This is a genomic window from Pseudoalteromonas sp. SG44-1 (assembly GCF_014164315.1).
In the GTDB taxonomy this organism is placed as follows: domain Bacteria; phylum Pseudomonadota; class Gammaproteobacteria; order Enterobacterales; family Alteromonadaceae; genus Pseudoalteromonas; species Pseudoalteromonas rhizosphaerae.
In genome coordinates this window covers 1-2,996 of the sequence record NZ_JACJEW010000125.1, presented here as the reverse complement: position 1 = coordinate 2,996, position 2,996 = coordinate 1, and the positions used below count along the sequence as shown (strand labels likewise).

3 protein-coding genes and 1 tRNA gene are annotated in these 2,996 nt (G+C 41.7%); 2 read left to right on the top strand and 2 right to left on the bottom strand.

Annotated features, from left to right (window positions below; genetic code table 11):
* Nucleotides 1-6: 6 nt before the first annotated feature.
* Complete coding sequence (asd, locus tag H5187_RS22940) at nucleotides 7-873, bottom strand: archaetidylserine decarboxylase (RefSeq protein WP_179959238.1); 867 nt, start codon at nucleotides 871-873, stop codon at nucleotides 7-9.
* Between the two features lie 18 nt (nucleotides 874-891).
* The gene (gene rsgA, locus H5187_RS22935; RefSeq protein WP_145234644.1) at nucleotides 892-1,950 is read right to left on the bottom strand and encodes a small ribosomal subunit biogenesis GTPase RsgA; all 1,059 of its coding nucleotides are present in this window, start codon (nucleotides 1,948-1,950) and stop codon (nucleotides 892-894) included.
* 121 nt (nucleotides 1,951-2,071) lie between these two features.
* On the opposite strand from rsgA, the gene orn reads away from it, so the two are divergent.
* Together orn and H5187_RS22925 are read left to right on the top strand one after the other, a co-directional pair.
* Nucleotides 2,072-2,617 carry an oligoribonuclease gene (gene orn, locus H5187_RS22930; protein ID WP_145234646.1) on the top strand — a complete coding sequence of 182 codons (546 nt, stop codon included), beginning with the start codon at nucleotides 2,072-2,074 and terminating at the stop codon, nucleotides 2,615-2,617.
* A 247-nt stretch (nucleotides 2,618-2,864) separates the two neighbouring features.
* Nucleotides 2,865-2,940: transfer RNA gene (locus H5187_RS22925), tRNA-Gly, on the top strand.
* Nucleotides 2,941-2,996: the final 56 nt, after the last annotated feature.

The following is a 2,996-nucleotide window of genomic DNA, read 5'->3' as shown; positions in this document are numbered from 1 at the left end:
CAATCATCAATCATCAATTTTAGCAAACGGTGTGCCCATGCGAGTCACTGTGCCTGGTTTTTGATCATCAAAGATATCTGCTTTATTAGCACCCCAGGCTAAAATAACCGTGGAGCCTAATTTAAAGCGACCCATCTCTTCACCCTTTTTCAAGGTAATTGCATTTTCACCTGAGGTTTTGTAGTTCCAGCTAAATACATCTTTACCTGCTGGTGGTGTAACTGTACCTGCCCAAATAGTTTCGATACTGGCAACAATTGTTGCACCCACTAATACCATGGCAAGCGGGCCAATTTCAGTCTCAAAAATGGCTACTACGCGTTCGTTACGAGCGAATAGGTTAGGTACATTTTGCGCGGTAAGTGGGTTTACTGAAAATAAATCACCGGGGACGTAAATCATTTTACTCAAGGTGCCATCAATCGGCATATGAATACGATGATAATCTTTTGGCGCTAAGTAAATCGTTGCAAAGTCGCCGCCTAAAAAAGGCGCTGTATCTTGCTCTGAGCCGCCAAGTAAAGCTTGTAAGCTATAGTCATGTCCTTTGGCTTGAATAAGCTGGCCTTCAACAATTGGGCCTAGTTGACTGATGGCACCATCTACAGGATGAGTAATGATGTCATCTTCAGTGGTTAATGGCCGAACGCCTTCTTTTAAAGGACGAGTAAAAAACTCATTAAACGTTTTATAGTGAGCTGGGTCGCTATATTGCGCTTCATTCATATCAATTTTATATTGTTTAATAAACAATTTAATTAAAGTAGTTGTTAGTGCGCCTGCTTTAGCTGCAGCTAACTTGCCTACCATACGGGATACAAAATGTTTTGGCATTGCGTACTGCATTGCGATTTTGAATTTGTCTAAACTCACAAGTTTTTTCCTAAAAAATTATACGCGTGGAGCACGAGCACCCGCTCGGCCATCGGCCATTGTTTCTAAAATTCTATGGTAGCTATCAAAACGTAGCTGTGAAATATCACCATCATCGATTGCTTGGCGAATTATACAGCCCGGATCATTTAAATGCTTACAGTCTCTAAAGCGGCAACCGCCAATAAACTTGCGAAACTCTTTAAAGCACCAAGTAACGCGCTCTACATCTAAATGCCACAAGCCAAATTCACGAATACCAGGGGAATCAATTAAGTTACCGCCTGAAGGTAAGTGATGAAGTCGTGACACGGTTGTTGTGTGTTGGCCAAGGCCACTATTTTCAGAGACCTCTTTGGTCAGTATTTCAGCATCAGGTAAAACAGTGTTAACTAAAGTTGATTTACCCACACCACTTTGACCAACAAAAATACTATTTTTATCAATTAAGGTTTCTTTGAGTGCATCAATACCGTAACCGGTTTTATTACTGACTAGTAATACTTGATAATCAAGTGACCTATAAATATCCAGAATTTTATTGATGTTAGCAAGCCCAGGCTCATCAATTAAATCTATTTTATTGAGCACTAAAATAGGCTCAATGCCCATATCTTCGCAAGCAATTAAATAGCGGTCGATAATACTGGGGGTAAACTCTGGTAGTACCGCAGAGACCATCAAAATCTGGTCAATGTTGGCGGCTATGACTTTTACACCGTCGTAAAAATCAGGGCGAGTAAGTTGCGAGCGCCGTTCATGCATCGCTTCTATAACGCCAGCTAAATCACCTTCGCTGACTTTTGCGCGGCGAAATTGCACTTCGTCTCCGCAAACAATACCTTTAACGGTACGGCGAATATTGCAGCGCAAAACATCTCCGTTATCAGTTTCAATATCGGCATGTTGACCAAACCGACTGATCACCACGGCATTTTCAGGCGCACCTAAATTGTCAGTTTGCCATTGCTCAACCTTGTTAGTGGTTGGCGCAGAATCTGCATTAGACAAGCGTTTTTGGTGATTGGCCTTAATCCTACGGGATTGACCTTTACTTAATTTCTTCTGTTTTGCCACTTTTGGCCCATAACTTAGTTAAATGTCGTGCTTTTTGAAAAAAAAGCTTTAGGTCGACTGATGATACTAATATGATATATCTAAATGCGTTAGATCTAAAGGAAAGCACCGCAAGGTAATTATGTCTTTTCATAAATCAAATCTGATTTGGCTCGACCTCGAAATGACAGGTCTTGAACCAAGTACAGACAAAATACTCGAAATCGCCACGGTTGTCACCGACAGTGCGTTAAACATCTTGGCTGAAGGGCCAACTATTGCTATTCATCAAAGTGATGAATTGCTTGATGGTATGGATGAATGGTGTACTAAGCAACATGGTCAGTCAGGGTTAACTGCACGCTGTAAAGCGAGCACATTCACAGAGCAAGATGCTGTTGAACAAACTTTGGCATTTTTAAAGCAGTGGGTTCCTGCAGGCGCTTCGCCTATGTGTGGTAATTCAATAGGCCAAGATAGACGCTTTATGAATAAATATATGCGTGAACTGGAAGATTACTTCCACTATCGTAATTTAGACGTAAGCACTATCAAAGAACTAGCACGACGCTGGAAACCAGAAGTTTTAGCACAAGTGCACAAAAAAGGTTCACACCTTGCTCTTGATGATATCAAAGATTCCATCATGGAATTAAAAGTCTACCAAGAAAAATTCTTTAATTTGTAAAAAACACTTGCAAACACATCGGATTATTGTAGAATCCTGCCCCGCTTAAGACGATAACCCCCGCGGGGTTAGTGTGCTTGAGCAATTTGAATGCGGCACTAGCTCAGTTGCCAGAACGTTTACCGCGACTTGTCGCGCACCAACGGAAAAATTACTGACTATTTTGAATGCGGCACTAGCTCAGTTGCCAGAACGTTTACCGCGACTTGTCGCGCACCAACGGACAAATTACTGACAATTTTGAAATGCGGCACTAGCTCAGTTGGTAGAGCGCGACCTTGCCAAGGTCGAGGTCACGAGTTCGAGCCTCGTGTGCCGCTCCAATTTCTCACCAAAGAAATTGCAGCAAGTTTCAAATTAAAAGCTATAAATTTTTTTA

Bases quoted from the DNA above. Each gene is read 5' to 3' on its own strand.
- orn (WP_145234646.1), top strand. From the start codon at position 2,072: ATGTCTTTTCATAAATCAAATCTGATTTGGCTCGACCTCGAAATGACA.